The 16,167-nt window shown below is 73.8% G+C and carries 11 protein-coding genes; 5 read left to right on the top strand and 6 right to left on the bottom strand.

The genetic code is table 11. The features are described from left to right. Window positions 1–119 precede the first annotated feature (119 nt). Together sigJ and VT52_RS08115 are read right to left on the bottom strand one after the other, a co-directional pair. The gene (sigJ, locus tag VT52_RS08120; protein WP_046417706.1) at window positions 120–1,064 is read right to left on the bottom strand and encodes an RNA polymerase sigma factor SigJ; all 945 of its coding nucleotides are present in this window, start codon (window positions 1,062–1,064) and stop codon (window positions 120–122) included. A gap of 119 nt (window positions 1,065–1,183) precedes the next feature. Continuing rightward, window positions 1,184–2,554 carry a hypothetical protein gene (locus tag VT52_RS08115; RefSeq protein ID WP_240509682.1) on the bottom strand — a complete coding sequence of 457 codons (1,371 nt, stop codon included), beginning with the start codon at window positions 2,552–2,554 and terminating at the stop codon, window positions 1,184–1,186. 252 nt (window positions 2,555–2,806) lie between these two features. On the opposite strand from VT52_RS08115, the gene VT52_RS08110 reads away from it, so the two are divergent. After that, complete coding sequence (locus VT52_RS08110; protein WP_046417707.1) at window positions 2,807–3,436, top strand: phosphatase PAP2 family protein; 630 nt, start codon at window positions 2,807–2,809, stop codon at window positions 3,434–3,436. Between the two features lie 345 nt (window positions 3,437–3,781). Here the strand turns inward: VT52_RS08110 and VT52_RS08105 are convergent, their stop codons facing one another. After that, entirely contained in the window at window positions 3,782–4,213 is a 432-nt protein-coding gene (locus VT52_RS08105; RefSeq protein WP_046417708.1) for a GNAT family N-acetyltransferase, read from the bottom strand. A gap of 111 nt (window positions 4,214–4,324) precedes the next feature. On the opposite strand from VT52_RS08105, the gene VT52_RS08100 reads away from it, so the two are divergent. After that, a complete protein-coding gene (locus tag VT52_RS08100) occupies window positions 4,325–5,521 on the top strand; it encodes a permease (protein ID WP_046417709.1) in 1,197 nt (398 codons plus the stop codon). 153 nt (window positions 5,522–5,674) lie between these two features. Here the strand turns inward: VT52_RS08100 and VT52_RS08095 are convergent, their stop codons facing one another. Beyond that, window positions 5,675–10,564 carry a DNA repair ATPase gene (locus VT52_RS08095; RefSeq protein WP_046417711.1) on the bottom strand — a complete coding sequence of 1,630 codons (4,890 nt, stop codon included), beginning with the start codon at window positions 10,562–10,564 and terminating at the stop codon, window positions 5,675–5,677. Between the two features lie 180 nt (window positions 10,565–10,744). Then, a complete protein-coding gene (locus VT52_RS08090) occupies window positions 10,745–12,931 on the bottom strand; it encodes a hypothetical protein (RefSeq protein WP_046417713.1) in 2,187 nt (728 codons plus the stop codon). Window positions 12,932–13,167: 236 nt separating this feature from the next. Between VT52_RS08090 and VT52_RS08085 the strand changes: the two genes are divergently transcribed. The 3 genes from VT52_RS08085 to VT52_RS08075 are packed head-to-tail and all read left to right on the top strand — an operon-like array spanning window position 13,168 to window position 15,118. Further along, window positions 13,168–14,235 carry a PucR family transcriptional regulator gene (locus VT52_RS08085; protein WP_046417715.1) on the top strand — a complete coding sequence of 356 codons (1,068 nt, stop codon included), beginning with the start codon at window positions 13,168–13,170 and terminating at the stop codon, window positions 14,233–14,235. A 34-nt stretch (window positions 14,236–14,269) separates the two neighbouring features. Next, window positions 14,270–14,659 (top strand): helix-turn-helix domain-containing protein, encoded by a 390-nt coding sequence (locus tag VT52_RS08080; RefSeq protein ID WP_206306462.1) that lies wholly within the window; start codon window positions 14,270–14,272, stop codon window positions 14,657–14,659. Between the two features lie 48 nt (window positions 14,660–14,707). After that, on the top strand, window positions 14,708–15,118 hold the full coding sequence (locus VT52_RS08075; RefSeq protein WP_046417782.1) for a VOC family protein: 411 nt from the start codon (window positions 14,708–14,710) through the stop codon (window positions 15,116–15,118). A gap of 21 nt (window positions 15,119–15,139) precedes the next feature. Here the strand turns inward: VT52_RS08075 and VT52_RS08070 are convergent, their stop codons facing one another. After that, on the bottom strand, window positions 15,140–16,078 hold the full coding sequence (locus VT52_RS08070) for an MIP/aquaporin family protein (protein WP_046417718.1): 939 nt from the start codon (window positions 16,076–16,078) through the stop codon (window positions 15,140–15,142). Window positions 16,079–16,167 lie beyond the last annotated feature (89 nt).

The raw sequence follows: 16,167 nt of genomic DNA, 5'->3' as shown, positions 1-16,167 counted from the left end.
GCTCATGGGATGGGTCCCGGGCGGTTCCGCCCCTTGAACCGGGCGGCCCGCCGTTTCCTGACAGGAGCGGTCCGTGACGCGCGTCACACGTCACACGTCACGCGTCTCGCGCGGGCGCGTCAGAAGACCTTGAGCACGGGGTCGCCGTGCTCGCCGGCCGCCCAGCGCCGGGTCGCGCGCGCGAGCTTGTCCGGGTTGACCTGGCTGCGGAAGGCGGCGATGCCCTGCTGGGTGATCTCCAGGCAGGTGATGCCGATGACCCGGCCGTCGAGCACCACCACGAGCGCGGGAGCGCCGTTGACCGGCGCGACATGGAGGTCGGGCGAGCCGCCGACCAGGTTGCGCTTGGCCTTGCCGGGCTTGAACAGGCCCCGCATGAAGGTCGCGACCGCGCGGGCACCCTCGAACGCCCTGGCACGGGCCGGGACCTTCCCGCCGCCGTCACCGATCGCGATGGCGTTCTCCGTGAGCAGTCGTACCAGCGGTTCGGTGTGGCCGCTGGTGGCGGCGGCGAGGAACTCGTCCACGATCCGCCGCGCGGCCGCCTCGTCGATCTCGGCGCGCGTCCGGCCGGCGGCGACATGCCTCTTCGCGCGGTGGAAGATCTGCTGGCTGGCGGTCTCGGTGAGGTCGAGGATCCCCGCGATCTCCCGGTGCGGGTAGTCGAACGCCTCGCGCAGCACGTACACCGCGCGCTCGTTCGGGGTGAGGCGCTCCAGCAGGGTGAGGACGGCGTACGACACCGACTCGCGCTGTTCGGCGGTGTCGGCGGGGCCCAGCATCGGGTCCCCGGCGAGCAGCGGCTCGGGCAGCCAGGCGCCGACGTAGGTCTCGCGGCGGGCGCGGGCTGAGGCGAGCTGGTTGAGGCACAGGTTGGTGAGCACCTTGGTCAGCCACGCCTCGGGGACCTCGACGCGCCCGGTGTCGGCACCCTGCCAGCGCAGAAACGTCTCCTGCACCGCGTCCTCCGCCTCGCTCGCCGAGCCGAGCAGGCGATAGGCGATGGCTTCCAGACGGTGCCTGGACGCCTCGAACCGGTCCACGTCGTCCACGGTCAGGGCCATGACCGGGATCCTAGCCCGCACAACCGGTCGACCGCCCCGGATATGGAGAGGCCCGTGGCCTCCGGCCCGAGGCCGGCCAGGGGGATCAGCGGCGGCGCGGCCGGCGGGGCACCGCCGGATCAGGGATGCGCCGCGTGGCCCTCCCGCGGGGTCCGGTGCGGGGGCTCCGCCGCCAGGAACTCCACCACCGCCAGCGCGAACAGCAGGCACAGGGCGATCCCGAGGACCACCCAGCCCGTGGGGTACGGCCACAGCAGGCAGACCAGCACCGCCACGGCGACCAGGATCCAGGTGAACCAGGGGCGGTGCCGGCGCACGAAGGGTCCGACCGGGCCGGTGCGCAGGCCCGCGTGGTCGGCGGTGCCGCGGGCCGCGCCGATGCCGTCGGTCCACAGGCCCCGCACCAGGCCGGCCCGCCGCCCGGGGCCGCTGAGCCAGGCGCCCAGGGCGATCACGACGCCGAGCACGATCACCGTCCGCACGGCGGTCTCCAGGAAGCGGGTCAGGGTGTCGTAGACCGCGCCGGCCGCGCCCGGGGAGACGTCGGCGGGCAGCCGGTCCAGGTAGAACACGCGGAAGACACGCAGTCCGATGCCGAGCAGGGCGGTGGCGACCGCCGCGCCGAGGCAGCCGGCGACGAGGGCGCGGCGGCGGCGCAGCGAGAGCAGGACGCCGGCGGCGATCAGCAGGACGGCGAGCACCGGCAGCCAGTTGCCGGCGATGCGCAGCAGCCGTACGTACGTCTTCACCTTGCCCACCTGCTGGGACTCCACGAGCGTGAACTGGGCGTGGACGGCGGGGATATGACTCGCGAAGGTCATTCCCGCGTCGACCATGCGCTTCTTCACGTCGTCGATGAGCGGGGCGAGGTCGAGGGTGACGGTGTCGTCGTTCAGCTGCACCGCGCCGCCGCCCGTACCGGTCAGCGCCTTGTCCAGGGAGGCGTGGATCCTTCGGTTGGCGTCGGTCCACACCGTGGCGAAGGCCGAGGACGCGACGACCTTGCGGGCCTGGTCGTGCACGAACCCCCGTACGGCGTTCTCCAGTCCCCCGCCCAGCGCGCCCAGCGCCTTCTCCAGCAGGGGCCGGTCCTTGGGGGCCACGTCGGAGAGCAGCGTGGGCAGGTGGATCCGGTCCATCAGCGCGTCCGTGGCCCGGTTCGCGGCGGCGTCCTGCACGGCGGGGTCCGAGGCGAGCGGGGCGACGGTGGCCACATAGCGGTCGGTGTCGCCGACCAGGTCGGCGGCCCAGGTGGCGACGACGGCGAGCGGGGCGAGCAGGCAGCCGATCACGAGGAGGACGGCGGCGAGCGCGGAGGCGGGCCGGTGCCGGGTCCGCGTCCCCTCCCCCTGCCGGGCGTGCCGCTCGGCTTCGAGGGCGGCGAGCCGGGCCCGCAGGTCGTCCAGCTCGGACCGGTCGGGGCGGCCGGAGTCGCCAGGGCGGTCGGAGCGGTCCGGGTCGCCGGGGTGGTCCGGGGTCGCACCGTTCATCACTGGCACCTCCTCGCCGTACAGATCACCAGCGCACCGCCCCGGGCCCGCGGGCGCGAGCAGGGCGGGGCCGTTCGGGTCAGGCGGACCGCACGGGCGGGGCGGCACCCCGCGTCGGGACCTGATATCGTCTACATACTTGTAGACGTTTACCTCGGAGACGTCCGCTCTTCATCCGTACGTCCGATCGGTGCCCGCGCCCGTTCCCCGGAGTCCGCGGCACACGCAGCACGGCCCCCGGAGACCCATCTGATGACGACTTCCCCCCTGACCACCCAGGCGCTCGACGGAGCGGCGATAGACGGCGGGCTGTACACCGACGTCACCGACTTCGCCCGGCACACGCACTGGCTGAACGAACCGGTGTCGGTGTTCAGCGCCTTCGGCATCGGCCTGTTCGCGGTGTATCTGCTGGTGGCGTGGTGGCGGGCCAGAGGCCAGGGCAGCACCGCGATGGCCGCCGTGCTGGCGACGCCCATCGCCGTCGTCCTCGCCTATGTGGTCAACAGCGGGATCAAGGACGTCTTCGACGAGCCCCGGCCGTGCCGCGCGCTCCCCCACGACTTCCTCCTGGAGGCGTGCCCCGCACCAGACGACTACGCCTTCCCCAGCAACCACACCACCGTCGCCTTCGCCTTCGCGGTGGCCCTCCTGCTGATCAGCCGCCGCCTCGGCGCCCTCGCCCTGGTCACCGCGATCGCGATGGGCGCCTCCCGGGTGTACGTCGGCGCGCACTACCCGCACGACGTCGCCGTGGGCGCACTGGTCGGCAGTGCCGTCTCCCTCGTCACCGTCCTCGTGCTGCGCCGGATCGCCCCACCGCTGGTGGAGCGGCTGCGCGCGGGCGCCCTGCGTCCGCTGCTGACGTCACAGCCCTCCTGATCCCCGCCGGCGCGCCCCGCGGTCGCGGCCGCGGCCGTCCCCGCGGGGTGCCCGACGGCGCCGAACCCACCGCGGACCCGCTCCTCGGCCTCCCGCGCGCCGCGACCGGCTCCCCGCCCGTCCCAGCCCCGCCCCGGTGCCCCCGCGGCGGGGCTTCTGCTGTCTTGGACCGTCACCGCGCGGCGCGCGGCCCGGAGGGGTCCGAGACGCGCTCGTCGGCGAGGCGGGCCGCCGCGGCCGCACCGGACGCGGGCCGAGCCGGGTCCCGCCGGCCCGCACGGCGCCGCACCGGACCGTGCCGCCTCCCCGAAGCGGCGGGTCCACCCGCACCGCGACGGCCGGGGTCTACTCGTCGAGCCGGAACACGGTGGACTCCCTCGGCCGGAAGCCGATCCGCTCGTACAGCCGGTTCGCGGAGGCCCGGTCCGGCCGGGAGGTGAGGTCGAGCGTGCGCACCCCCGCCTTGCGGGCGAGCCGCACCGCCTCCTCGATCAGCAGCCCCGCGACACCCCGGCCGCGCGCCGCGCCGTCGACCACCACGTCCTCGATCCGGCCGCGCAGCCCGGACGGCAGGGGCAGCAGCACCAGGACCAGGGTGCCGACGATCGCCTCGGGGGTGCGGGCCACCAGCACCGTGTTGGCGTCATGGGCCACCAGCCGGTCGACAGCGGCGCGGTCCAGGGGCGCGGCGGCCCCGGACAGCTGCGGAAGCAGCCTGCCGAAGGCGTCGGCCAGTTCCCGGGACGGCTCCCGTACGACCTCCACACGGATATCCATGCGGGGAGGATACCGATCGCCCGACGGGACCTTCCCGGCGTTTCGAAATACCCCATGGGGGTACTGAGGCCGGGGTGGCGGAACCGCAGCACCGTGAAGGGAGTGCGCTGCATGCACGCGATAGGACACGCCTTGTTCATCACCGGATCGATGACGTGGGAGATCACCTGGGCGCTGATCCTCGGCTTCACCCTCTCGGCCGTCGTCCAGGCGGTGGTACGCCGCGAGACGGTCGTGCGACTGCTCGGTGACGACCGCCCGCGCACCCTGGCCCTGGCCGCGGGCCTCGGCGCCTCGTCGTCCTCCTGCTCGTACGCCGCCGTCGCCCTCGCCCGCTCCCTGTTCCGCAAGGGCGCCGACTTCACCGCGGCGATGGCCTTCGAGATCGCCTCGACCAACCTCGTCATCGAACTCGGCGTGATCCTGGCCCTGCTGATGGGCTGGCAGTTCACCGCGGCGGAGTTCGTCGGCGGGCCGATCATGATCGTCGTACTCGCGGTGCTGTTCCGCGTCTTCCTGCGCGAGCGTCTGCTGCGCGGGGCCCGGGAGCAGGCCGAACGCGGCGTCGCCGGGTCGATGGAGGGTCACGCGGCGATGGACATGTCGGTCCAGGGGGAGGGCGGCTTCCTGCGCCGGCTGCTCTCGCGCGCGGGGCTCACCTCCGTGTCGCACATCTTCGTCATGGAGTGGGCCGCGATCCTGCGCGACCTGGTGGCCGGGCTGCTGATCGCCGGCGCCATCGCCGCCTGGGTGCCCGACACCTTCTGGCACACCTTCTTCCTGGCCGGCCACCCCCTCGCGGCCAAGCTGATCGGCCCTCTGATCGGCCCGGTCGTCGCCGTCGCCACGTTCGTCTGCTCCATCGGCAACGTGCCGCTGGCGGTGGTCCTGTGGAAGGGCGGCATCAGCTTCGGCGGTGTGATCGCCTTCATCTACGCCGACCTGCTGATCCTGCCGATCCTCAACATCTACCGGAAGTACTACGGCCCCCGGATGGCCGGCTTCCTGCTCGCCACCTTCTTCGCCGCCATCGCGGTGGCCGGCTACGTGGTGGAGTTCCTCTTCGGCGGACTCGGCCTCGTCCCCGACCAGGCCGTCGCCAGGCTCCCCGAGGAGGGCGTCCGCTGGAACTACACGACCTGGCTCAACATCGCCTTCCTGCTCCTCGCCGCGTCCCTCGTCATCCGCTTCCTGCGCACGGGCGGCGGGGCGATGCTGCGGACGATGGGCCGGGCACCGGAGAACGGCGCGGAGCACGGGCACGGGGAGCACGCGCACGGGGCGCACGGCGACCCCCACCACGGGTGAGGCGCGAGCCGCCCCGCCGGTCAGCCCGTCGCGGCGCCGGCCGGGCACCCGGTGTTCCGGCGGCAGCCCCTTCTCCTCCGTCTCCCGGAGGACGGGCGCGGCGCGGCTCCGGCGACCACGCCCGGACTCCGCGCACGAGCACGGGGACGGCCCTCAGCGGGAGGTGCCCCGGTCCTCGGTCGCGGTGGCCCGGCTGATGGCCGACTCCACCGCCGCCACCCGGTCCGCGAGGAGGGTGAGGGCGGCGACCGCCCGGGTCAGCGGGTCCTCCTCGGGGCCGCCGAGGGTGCGGGTGCGGACGTGGGCGGCCTTGATCTCCGTCCAGCGGGCCGACCGGACCGGGTCCAGAACGCCCCGCAGTTCGGCGAGTTTGAGGAGGTTGGCCTCCGCGCCCGTGGTCAGGGTCTGGGCCTCGGCCGTGTAGTGGTCCTGGACGACGGCCTCGCGCTCGGCGGTGTTCATGACCGGGCGCAGCCGCTGGACGATCTTGTTCATGTCGCGGTAGGAGCCCTGCAGCCGGAACGGCGGCTCGGTGCGGGCGTCGGCGGACTGGGCGGCGGAGGCGATGTAGGCCGCGTTGACCGTGAGGAGCGTGTCCCGGACGGCGAGGACATGGCGCAACAGGGCCAGGACACCGTCGAGTTCGGTGGGCGCCGGCGCGGTGGACAGCCGGTCGGCGCGGGCTGTCGGGTCGCCCGCGGCCAGGCGGACCAGCAGGTCCAGGTCGGCGCGCTCGCGGGCGGCGAGCGGAGCGAGGACCGGGTTGGCGGTCAGGGCGTTCTCCACGAAGCTCAGCGCGAACACGTCCTCCTTGCCGGTCAGGACGTCGCCCAGGTTCCACACGTCGGCACGGTTGGCGAGCATGTCGGGGATGCGGAACCGATCCCCCGACTCCGTGTACGGGTTGCCCGCCATGCACACCGCGAACCGCTTGCCGCGCAGGTCGTAGGTGCGCGGCTCGCCGTCCCACACGCCGTCCACCCGCCGCGTCGCATCGCACAACGGGATGAACTTCTGCAGGAGTTCGGGCGAGGTGTGCTGGATGTCGTCCAGGTAGAGCAGCGTGTTGTTGCCCGCCGCGAGCGCGAAGTTGATCTTCTCGACCTCGCGGCGCGCGGTGGCGTTCGGCGCGTCGGCCGGGTCCAGCGAGGTGACGTGGTGGCCGAGCGCCGGGCCGCTGATCTTGACCAGCATCAGGCCGAGCCGGTCGGCGACGTACTCCATGAGCGTCGTCTTGCCGTAGCCGGGCGGCGAGACCAGCAGGAGCAGGCCGCCGGTGTCGGTGCGCTTGCCGGCGCCGGTGGTGCCCAGCTGGCGGGCGAGGCTGTCGCCGATCAGCGGCAGATAGACCTCGTCCACGAGGCGGTTTCGGACGAACGCCGGCATCACCCGGGGGCGGTGGTCGTCCATGCGCAGCCGTTCGCGCTCGCCGGTGAGCAGCGCGCCGCGGCGGCGCTGGTAGGCGCGGAAGCCGGGCACGTCGTGCGCGGTGTGCCGGGCGGTACGGGCCAGGAACTCGTCCAGGCGCAGCTCCAGCCGCCCGCCCGGCACCCGGGGGTGAGCGCCGAGCAGGCCCTCGACGGTCGTGCCGAGCCGGGCGTCGCCGTCGTAGCGCGGCAGCGCCGGGCACAGTTCGGCGGCGACCGCCTCCGCCAGCTCGCCGGGGGCGGCGTCGCTGCCGCTCGCGGTGGCGTACGCGGTCAGCCAGGCCTCGACCACCTGGCGGCGGGCGCGCAGCTCGGTCAGCCCCTCCAGGTCACGGCCGTAGTCCGAACCGGCCAGCGCCTGCCGGAACTTGTCCAGCAGCGCGCGGGCCACCCCGCCGAGCACGAAGTCCTCGGGGCCGGTGCCGCCGGTCAGTTCGTCGAAGAGATAGGCGGCGGCCGCCTCGGCGGACCACCGGCCTTGGCCGGCGTCCGCGCGGTCGTCGGCGGCGGACGGCTCTCCGCCCGCCTCGGTCCGCGCCCACCGGCCGATGGCCGCCGCCAGCTCCGCCACCAGGTCCCCCAGTGCGGCCGTCGGCCCGAAGGCGTCCCGGGCGCGGGCCAGGGAGACGGCGCGGCGGGTCCATGCGGCGCGGGCCGCCTCCGTGGTGCCGTGGGTCCAGAAGAGCTGCGCCCCGGCGCGGGCGGCGGGCTCGTGCCGCAGGGGTCCCGCGGCGTCGTACAGGGGCAGGAGCGCGGCCAGGATCAGGGTCGCGTCATGGTCGTGGACACCGCGCTCGTAGCCCTCGTCGTACGACTCCTGCGCGGCCCGGCGCACCAGTCCCGCCAGGTCGTCGGCGGCGGCGAGGGCGGCGGGGCCGTGTGCCGTGAGGAGGCGGGCGGCGAGGTACTCGGCGCGGTAGACCTCGGGCGACTCGGAGGGCAGGTGCCGGTCCCAGTAGGGGCGGGTGGAGGCGAAGCCGGGATCGGTGACCGGGGCGCGGTAGTCGGTGCCGGTGACCGCGAGGGCGAGGCCGTCGGCGGCCGGGACGAGGGCGAGGTCGAGCGGCTGGGTGTTGACGGCGAAGCGGTGGCCGCCGAGCAGCAGGGTGCGGCCGTCGTCGGCGTACAGGTCGCCGCGGTCGCGCAGGGCGCGGGCGGCCTCCTGCCGGGCGGCCTTCAGCCGCCCGTCGAGTTCCTCCGCGCGCACGCTGTCGCCCAGCTCGCGCAGCTCACCGGCGACGCGGGCGATCTTGGCGACCAGTGGGTCGGAGGCGAAGTACGCGGTGACCGCGTCCGCGTCGGCGAGCCCCGCCGCGCGCCGGGCCACCGTCTCCAGCATCCGCCCGGCCGACACGGCGAGTTGCTCGGCCCGGCGGGCCCGGACGTCGGCGAGTGACTGCTTGCGGGCGGCGAACGCCTCGTAGATCTCGGTGCGCTTGTCGGCGAGCTCGGCCAGGAAGTCGTCGAACTCGGCGAACCGTCCGTCCAGATCCTCCAGCCGCGCGAGCACGGAGGCGAGTTGGTCGTCGCAGGCCTCGGGGGTGGTGGCCCCGGCGAGCGCGGCGGTGACGGCCTGGGCGAGCAGGGCGGTCTCGGCGGCGAACTCCGCGCGCCCCTCCTGGTCCTGGAGGGAGCGGCGGCGGGCGTCGAGGGTGGCACGCGCCCGGTTGACGCCGCCCAGGACGTCCGCGATCCGTTCCAGCACGGCGGTGCGCACGGTGGCGTCGGCGATGTCGAGGCCGGTGACCACCTCGGTGACGGTGCGCAGCCCGTCCGCCAGCTCGTCCAGGCGCTCGGTGACGGGCCCGGCGCCGGCGACCGTGCGGATCGCGTCCGCGTCGGCCACCAGTCCTTCCACCTCGGCGCGCTGGGCGGTGAAGGCGTCCTCGCGGGACAGGAAGGTCACCGCCCGTCTGCCGAACGCGGCCAGGTCGGACTCCGCCTCGGCGGCGAGCGCGGCCACCCGCTCGGCGTCCACGTACCGCAGCTCGCGCAGGGTGAGGAGGTGGCCGTGCGCGTGCCGGAGTTCGGTCAGCCCGCGCACCCAGGCGGCTGCCTCGCGCGGGGCCTCGCCGCGCAGCCGGCGCACCACGGCCGCGATCCGTTCCGCGGCCTCCTCCAGCGCCTCGGCGGCGCCCCGGGTCAGCTCGCGCACGGTCTCGAACTCGGCCAGCACCTGTTCGGCGGTCTCCCGCACGTCCGCCAACGGCACCTGGATCGCACCGAGTTCGGGGTCGGCGAGCCAGTGGTGGGTGTCGGCCGCGCGGACGCAGGCGACGGTCAGCGCGCGGTAGCCCTCGCCGGTGGTGATGCCGTCGGCCACCAGCCGGGCCACGGAGAGGCAGTCGGCGAGGCCGCGCACCAGGTCCGCGTTGCCTACGCGGGCGAGCGGGCCGCTGCCGGTGCGCAGCGCGGCGGCGTGGGTGTCGGAGACGTACGGCGAGGTCCACCACTGGAGGGGGTGGGTGTGCGCGGGCTCGCCGCCCCCGGCGCGCAGCACGGCGAGCGACCCGTCCTCGAACAGCGCCCAGCCCTGGCAGGGCAGCGGGGTCGCCACCTCTTTGCGCAGGGTGTTGTACGACAGCAGGAGCGTGCCGCCACCGGCACGGTCCCGGAACGCGTACAGCACGTCCTCGCCGTTGGGCGCGCGGACCTCCTGCTCGAACTCCAGCCCCGTCACGTCGAGTTCGTACGACTTGTGCTGCCCGCTCGCCAGGCAGAACCCGCCCGGGAAGACGACGCCCTGCTCCTCGGGGAGCCGCCGGCACGCCTGGCCGAGGCCGTCGAGGCGGACGACCGTCCGGGTCAGGGCGTTGAAGACCAGGTATCGGTCGGTGTCCTCCTTGTACGGCCGCACGCGCAGCAGCGTCAGGGGGCCGACCCCCGCGTACGCCACGGCGGCGTCGGCGAGCGACTGGAGGGGTTCCGCGACGGGCTCGGAGTACAGCTGTGCGCCGTCCTCGGCGCGGACGGTGAGGGTGCCGCCGAGGGCCGCGACGCCGAGCCCGCCGGGTACGGCGACGTACGGCTCCCGGCCCAGCACGTGGTCCGCGCGGCCGGTGTCGGTCCAGGTGACGTCCTGGGCCGGCGGTACGACGTCGTCGCGGTCGCCGCGCGCGTCCAGGAACTCGGCGCGGCCGTCCTCGGTCAGGTTCCAGCGCAGGGCGCGGACGTCGTCGGCCTTCTCGCCGGTGCGGAACACCGCGAGCAGACGGCCCTCGGTCCGGCGCAGGCGCAGCAGGCGGGCGTCGCGGTAGTAGCGGGTCAGGGCGGTGAACTCGCGGACGAACGCGGGTTCACCGAGGAAACCGGCGTCCGCGGGGAGGCGGTTCCCGTCGCGGTCGTAGAGGGCGAGGACGTCCTCGACGGACGGGATGTCGCCGCCGCGCGCGGTGCCGAGGAGGAGTCTGTCGCCGACGGCCACGACGTCCTGCCGGAGGGCGGCGTGGGGGGTCCTGAGGCTGGTGGTGGAGGAGAGGCCGAGCCTGGTCGAGCCGAACTCCCGCGCGCGGCGGGTGTTCAGTTCCTCGGCCCGTCGCGCCAGCTCGGCGGCGTGCGCGGCCAGCCGGTCGCGGAGGACGTCGTAGGTGCCGGCGTCGACGGTCTCGGTGGCCATGGTCGCCTTTCGTGGTTCAGCGGGGTTCGGATCGGCCGCGGGGGGTGCGGGGTTCGTCGCGGAGCGCGGGTGCGCCGGGCCGCTCGCGCGGTTCCCCGTGCCCCTTCGGGGCGCCCCGGCCCGCGGGCCGGGGCGCCGCCGGGGCGACGGGGGTCCCCGCCCCCGTCGCCCCGGCCGGCCTCAGTTCCGGGCCGCTCCGTTCAAGGACGCGACCGGCACCTCCGCCAGCCCCAGCTCCCCCGCCCTGTCCAGCAGCTGGCGGAACCGGGAGGCCTCCGCGCCGCCGCCGTTCATCAGTTTCATCAGCAGCGCCGACACCGTGAGGTTCTGGACGTCCGCCGTGCTCACGGACCCGAGCACCCGGCTCAGGTCCTCCGTGAAGCTCCCCGACCCGTCCAGCCACGGCTTCGCCAGGGTCTGCGCGGTGCGGGAGTTGGCCACGAAGCCGTCGACTCCCTTGCCGAAGGACACCGCCGAGACGAGACGGTCGAAGAAGACCGACTCCCCGCCGACGATGTCGATGTCGGCGTTCTCCAGCCCCGTCGCCAGCACCTTCGCCTGCGCCTCGGCCACCTGCCGCTGCGTCTCCAGGCCGGCCAGCCGGATCTCCTTCTCGGCCTGGAGCCGCAGCCGGTACTCCTCGTGCCCGCGCGACGCCTCGTCCAGCGCGGCCATCGCCGCCGCCTTCTCGGTGAGCCCCGCCGCCTCGGCCTTCAGCTTCTCGCCGACGCCGGCGGCCTCCGCGAGCGCCGCCGCCTTCGTCCCCTCGGCCTCGGCAAGGGCCTTCGCCCGCGCGCCCTCCGCCTCGGCCCGCAGCCGCGCCTCCGTCGCCGCGGCCGCCGCCTGCGCGCCCTCGGCCTCCGCGAGCCCCCTGGCCCGCGTGCCCTCGGCCTCCGCCAGCGCCTTCGCCTGCGTGCCCTCGGCCTCCGCCCGCAGCCGCGCCTCGGTGGCCTCCGCCTCCGCGCGCCCGGCCTTGACCGTGACCTCGGCCTCCTTGTCGCGGACCTGCACCGCGGCGAGACCCTCGGCGGCCGACTCGGCCTGCACGCCCTCGGCGAGCCGCAGCTTGGCCCGCGCGTCGAGGTCGGCGGTCTTCAGCCTGGCCTCGGCCAGCGTGAGTTCCTCGGCGGCCCGGTGCGTCGCGGCCTGCTCGGCTGCCTCCGCGGCCTTGATGTCCTTGACCAGCTTCTCCTGCGCCTCCGCCTCGGCGGCGATGACGAGGGCCTGCCGCTCGCGCTCGGCCTCCTCGACCACGCGCAGCTTCTTGATGGACTCCTCCTGCTCGGCGACCGTACGGTCCACCGCGACCCGCTCCCGGATGACCTCGGCGATCTCCCGCTTCTCCGCCTCGACCTCCTTCTCCGCGGAGATCTGGGTCAGCTGCGTCTCCCGCTCCCGGGCGATGACCTCCAGCAGGCGGTCCTTCTCGATGCGCTCGTTCTCCACGGCGATGACCCGCTCGCGGTTCTTCGAGGCGACCGCGATCTCCCGGGCCTGGTTCTCCCGCTGCACACCGAGCTGCTCCTCGGTGCGCAGGAAGGCGGTCTGCGCGCGCAGCCGCTCCTCCTCCATCACCCGCGCGGTCTCGGCCTCCTCGCGGGCGCGGGACGTCTCGATCTCCCGCTTCTGCTTGATCTCGGCGTCCGCCTGCCGGCGCTCCAGCTCCAGGATGGCCTCGCGGGCGTCGACGTCCTGCCGGGTGATCTCCTTCTGCTCCGTGCGCTTGGCCTCGTTGGTGCGCACGTGCTCGACGGCGGTCAGCTCGGTGATCTTGCGGATGCCCTGCGCGTCCAGCACGTTGGCCGGGTCCAGCTGGGTCAGCGGCGTCTGCTCCAGATAGTCGATCGCCGCGTCCTCCAGGTGGTAGCCGTTGAGGTCGACACCGATCAACTCGATGATGTGGTAACGCAGTTCCTCGCGCTTGGTGTACAGGTCGGTGAAGTCCATCTGCTTGCCGACGGTCTTCAGCGCCTCGGAGAACTTGGCGTGGAACAGCTCCTGGAGCGTGTCCTGGTGGCTGGCCCGCTCGGTGCCCACGGACTGGGCGACCTTGATGACGTCCTGGACGGTCTTGTTGACCTTGACGAAGAACAGGATCCGGATGTCGGCACGGATGTTGTCCCGGCAGATCAGCCCGTCCCGGCCGGAGCGGCTGATCTCGATGGTCTTCACCGAGATGTCCATGACCTCGGCCTTGTGCAGGATCGGCAGCACGACCTGTCCGGTGAAGGACACGTCCACGCGCCGCGTCCTGGAGACGATCAGGGCCTGGCTCTGGTCGACCTTGCGGTACAGCCGGGACAACCCGAGCAGCAACAGCACGGCGAGGATCACACAGGCGGCGACGAGCACGCCGAGGGCTTCCATGGCATACGTCCTTGTGTCAGACGGCGGACCGGAGCTCCCCCGAGGCCCCGGCGCCGGGCATCCCCCCGCGATGTCCGGCACCGGAGCCCTCCGCAGTGCTCCCCGCAGAGGATGGTGCGTCCCCGGGGACCGTTTCCGCATTGCCGGTTTCCGGCAGTGTTCACTACTGTCTGCATGCCGAAATCGCGCTAAGAAAGCGTCACCGGCACGTCAAGATCACGGGGGAACGGGGCAGGGTGGGCGACCAGGAGATATCCGAGCGCTATCTGGACGGCTTCGCGGGGGTGCTGGCCGAGGTCGCGACCACCGGCCGGCGGCTGACCCGGGAGGAGCTGAAGTCCCGTCGGTCGCTGGGCGAACAGGCCGCCGAGGCGGGGTTCGGGCTGCGCGCCCTGGTCGTCGCCCACCTGGCCGCCGCCCGCGCCGCCTGGCCGCTCGGACCCGGTTCGGCCGAGAGCACCCTCGCGGCGCTGGCCGCCGTGGAGCAGGCCGTCGACGTGTTCGCGGAAGGCTACGAGCGCGCCCAGCGGCTGACGGTACGCCGGGAGGAGGCGGCCCGCCGGGAGTTCATCGACGATCTGCTCTACGGCCGCAGCGACCTGGGCCGGCTCGCCGAGCGCGCCGAACGGTTCGGGCTGCGGCTCTCGCGCGCCCACGCCGTCGCGGTCGCCGAGGGCCCCCAGGCCTACGGCGAGGGCGGCGCCGTCGCCCGGCGGGTGGAGACCGCGGTGCTCGCCCGCTTCGACTCCCACAGCATCCTGCTCACCACCAAGAACGGCCGGCTGCTGTGCGTCGCGCCCGGCGACACCGACGAGGTCCTCAGCTACTTCGCCCGGCAGGCGTCCGCCGCCACCGAGGGCGGCCGGGTGGCCATCGGGCGCCCGCAGACCGGTCCCGGCGGTGTCGTGCACTCGTACGAGGAGGCCCTGGCGGCGCTGGAGATGGCCGACCGGCTCGGGCTGCCCGGCCCGGTGCTGCGCGCCGCCGACCTGCTGGTCTATCCGGTGCTCGCGCGCGACCGGCAGGCGATGGCCGACCTGGTGCAGCACACTCTGGGCCCGCTGACCGCGGCCCGGGGCGGCGCGGTCCCGCTGCTGGAGACGCTGGTCGCCTACTTCGACTCCGGCTGCGTGGCCGCCGAGGCCGCCCGCCGGCTCTCGCTGAGCGTGCGGGCGCTCACCTACCGCCTGGAGCGCATCCACCAGCTCACCGGCGCCGACCCGGCCGATCCCGCGCACCGGTACATGCTCCAGACCGCGGTGATCGGCGCCCGCCTGCTGGACTGGCCCGACCAGTCGCTGTGAGGGGTCCGGGACCGGAGTACGGGAGGACGACGCCGTGAGCCGCGCCGCCGAGGGGAGCAACCGCCGCATGCTGCGCGCGCGGGACACCATGGACCGGGACTACGCGCGGCCGCTGGACGTGCCGGCGCTCGCCCGCGTCGCGCATGTGTCACCGGCGCACTTCGCGCGCACCTTCCGGGCCACCTTCGGCGAGACGCCGCACCGCTATCTGCAACGCCGCCGGGTGGAACGGGCGATGTACCTGCTGCGCGAGAGCGACCGGAGCGTGACGGACATCGCCTTCGAGGTCGGCTTCGGCAGTCCGGGCACCTTCAGCCGCACGTTCCGCGGCATCGTCGGCAGCTCGCCGCGCGCGTACCGCAAGGAGGCGGTGGCCGCGGCCGTGCCGACATGCTTCACGATGGCCTGGACCCGGCCGGGTTGAGCAGTTTCGGATAAGTTCCGGCGCCGCCCGGCGGATAGCGTGGACGTCATGTTCAACGCGATCACACAGTCCCAGATATACGTCCTCGACCAGGACGAGGCCCTCGACTTCTACGTCGGCAAGCTCGGCCTGGAGGTCGTCGCCGACGTCCCCCTCGGCTTCATGCGCTGGCTGACCGTCGGTGTCCCCGGGCACCCCGAGCGGCAGATCCTGCTGGAGAGGCCGGGCGCCCCCGCGATGTCCGAGGAGACCGCGGAGCAGGTGCGCGAGCTGGTCACCAAGGGCGTCATGGGCGGCTGGCTCATCTTCACCACGGACGACTGCCGGGGCACCTACAAGACACTGCTGGACAAGGGCGTGGAGTTCACCGAGGAGCCCACCGAGCGCCCCTACGGGATCGACTGCGGCCTGCGCGACCCCTTCGGCAACCGCATCCGCTTCACCCAGCCGAAGGCCTGAGGACCCGGACGTCCCGGCCGGCTACCGCGGTCGGTCCGGGCGCGCCCGGCCCGGCTCCGGGGGCTGGTGCTGGACGGCGCGTACCACCAGGACGTCACCGATGAACAGGTCGTACACCAGGACCCCGATGACGCCGCCGACCAGCGGGCCCACGATGGGGATCCACCAGTAGTCGCTGAACGCCCCGGCCAGGCTGCCCGGGAAGGCGAGGCTTCCCCAGCCCTCCGCGTAGGTGAGCAGGCGGGGGCCGAAGTCGCGGGCCGGGTTGATGGCGTAGCCCGCGTTGGCTCCGAAGGACATTCCGATGGCGGCCACGACGAAGCCGATGATCAGTGGGGTGAGGTTGGACTGGACGGCCTGGTTGCGCAGGTCGATGACGGCCACGACGAACATCACCAGGAACGCCGTACCGACGATCTGGTCGATCAGCGGGCCCCAGATTCCCCCGTGGAAGTACTGCGCGGGGAAGGTCGCGAAGATGGAGAACGAGGCGTTCGTGTGGCCGTTCACCTTGGGCCCGGTGGCGGCGGCGTCGTAGGCGCCGATCGCCTGGTGGTAGACCAGGTACACCAGCGCCGCGCCGGTGAAGGCGCCGACCACCTGCGCGAACCAGTACGGCAGCACCTTGACCCAGGGGAAGCCCCGGCGCACCGCCATCGCGAGCGTCACGGCGGGGTTGATGTGGGCGCCGCTCACGCCGCCGGCCACGTACACGCCGAAGGTGACGGCCATCGCCCAGCCCCAGGTGATCAGCAGCCAGTCGCCGGCGGCGAGGAAGATCGTGGTGGGCGTGGCGGCGCGGCCCGAGCCGGGCAGCGCCGCGACGGCCATCGCGACCACACCGCAGCCGAAGCAGATGAGGACGAACGTCCCGAGGAACTCCGCCAGGCACTCGCCCAGCAGGCCGCCTCGCGCCCTCAGCCTGGAGGGTTTGATGAGCGACGGAATCTCGACAGCCATGAAAGGCCCCCTTGGAGAGGAGCGAAACGGCCAACGTCCCCATATTGACCCACAAATGCTCTTCACGCAGGGGGAGCCGAAGGGTCGTC

This window comes from Streptomyces malaysiense, from assembly GCF_000980885.2.
Classification (GTDB): domain Bacteria; phylum Actinomycetota; class Actinomycetes; order Streptomycetales; family Streptomycetaceae; genus Streptomyces; species Streptomyces malaysiense.
The sequence above is the reverse complement of the archived record's forward strand: the minus strand, read 5'-3'. Positions and strand labels throughout refer to the sequence as shown.